The following is a 2,045-nucleotide window of genomic DNA, read 5'->3' as shown; positions in this document are numbered from 1 at the left end:
AGAAATAACAAACCTCGAATACGAAGTACGCGAGCTTACCAGAGCTGTCTCAGCACTGTGGATTCGTCCGGATATTGCACAGACCGTTCAAGCGATATACCGCGGTAAAAGTTTCCTCGGCCATTTCCGCACGATTGTTGTGCTTAACCTTAAGCGTATAGTAAAAGCAATTCCGGGCCTTCGCTCTATTGCCTACTATGTATACAAAAAATTGAAAAGAAAATAGGCCTAGATAGCCACGAAGTAGGTTATATAGGTACTGATATCCTTTGTATTGAGGAGCCAGGAGAAGTATCTGCTTGCACAATCTTAAGCAGATTCGAGTTAGAATAGAGAGATTTATGTTGTTACCTCAGGCTCAGGCTGTGAATCGTTTGGGCATTTTTTTCTTTTATGATGCTCAGGGTGTTGTGGATGATTATGTTTCGACGTTGCTTGATGGTTTTCAGCCTTTCTTCTCTGATCTTACGGTAGTAGTTAACGGCAAACTCAACGCTGAGGGGCGTCGTAAGTTTGCGCAGTTTACAGATAAGATTATTGTGCGTGAGAATAAGGGGCTTGATGTTTGGGCGTATAAGACCGCTCTTGATAGTTATGGTTGGGATACGTTAGCTGCTTTTGATGAGATTGTGTTGTTTAACGCGACTATTATGGGGCCGGTTTATCCTTTTGAGGAAATGTTTACTGCTATGGGGCAGAAGGATTTAGACTTCTGGGGCATCACCAAATTCCACAAAGTTCCTTCCGATCCTTTCGGCTACAGTCCTTTTGGCTATTTGCCTGAGCATATTCAGTCTCATTTTCATGCGTATCGTAAGAGTTTGCATACGTCGGTGGAGTTTAAGCGCTATTGGGATAACCTTCCGGAGGTTAAGAATTACACTCAATCGGTTGGTATGCATGAGTCTTTGTTTACAAAGCGTTTTGCTGATTTAGATTTTACCTGGGATGTGTATGTAGATACCTCCGATATGGAAGATTTTTCCTACGGTCCAGTCACATTTTCTGCAACAGATTTGTTGGAGAAGAAGCGTATGCCTATTTTTAAGAGGCGCTCGTTTTTCCATCCTTATGCGGATACGATGACGCAGTCTGTGGGTATGGCTGCGTTGGATTTGTATGAGTTTTTGCGTGATCGTACGAGTTTTGATGTTGATTTGATTTGGCAAAATGCGTTGCGTACGATGAATATGGCGGATTTGCAGAAGAATTTGCATTTGGATTTTGTTTTGTCTGATCAGGTTGTAGTTCCTGTTCCTGCGGATAAGAAGTATGCGTTGGTTATGCATATGTATTATCCGGATTTGGTGGATCAGACGTTGAGTTATGCGTATGCGATGCCTGAGGGGGCTGATTTGATTCTGACGGTGGGGTCTGAAGAGCTTGTGCGTCTTTTGGAAGAGAAAACCGCGGATATGCCGTATAACGTGGATATTCGACGTATTAAGAATCGTGGTCGTGATGTGTCTGCTTTGCTGGTGGGTGCTGGTAAGGATTTGATGCAGTATGATTATGTTGCTTTTGTGCATGATAAGAAGGTGACGCAGTTAGAGCCGGGTAGTAAGGGTGATGGTTTTCGTATTAAGTGTTTTGAGAACATGTTAGCCTCGCGTGCTTATGTGTCTCAGGTGATTAATTTGTTTGAGTCTAATCCTCGTTTGGGTTTGGCTATGCCTACGGGTCCTAACCACGCCGAATACTTCCCTGGATTTACTTTTAGTTGGGGACCAAACTTTGATGGTACGAAGGAGTTTCTTGAGGATACTCTTGGTATGAGTGTGCCGTTGGATGAGGAAAAAGAGGTTGTTGCCCCTTTGGGTACGATGTTTTGGTTTAGACCGAATGCTTTGCATGGGTTACTCGATAGGCAGTGGGAGTATACTGATTTTCCTCCGGAGCCTAATGCGGTTGATGGCACGTTGTTGCATTTTATTGAGCGTGCCTATGGTTATGTTCCCCAGGCTAATGGGTTCTTTAGCGCCTATATTTTCTCGCAGCGTTTTGCTCGTGTAGAAATAACAAACCTCGAATACGAAGTACGCGAG

At 43.7% G+C, this 2,045-nt stretch carries 1 protein-coding gene and 1 pseudogene; both read left to right on the top strand.

Annotated elements, in window-relative coordinates:
- A pseudogene (locus HMPREF2909_RS09265) lies at nucleotides 1-226 on the top strand (hypothetical protein); the annotation flags it as partial.
- 115 nt (nucleotides 227-341) lie between these two features.
- A partial coding sequence (locus HMPREF2909_RS01405) for a rhamnan synthesis F family protein (RefSeq protein ID WP_071414948.1) occupies nucleotides 342-2,045 on the top strand: 1,704 nt, incomplete at its 3' end.

It is taken from the genome of Alloscardovia sp. HMSC034E08 (assembly GCF_001813415.1).
Classification (GTDB): Bacteria; Actinomycetota; Actinomycetes; order Actinomycetales; family Bifidobacteriaceae; genus Alloscardovia; species Alloscardovia omnicolens.
The sequence above is the reverse complement of the archived record's forward strand: the minus strand, read 5'-3'. Positions and strand labels throughout refer to the sequence as shown.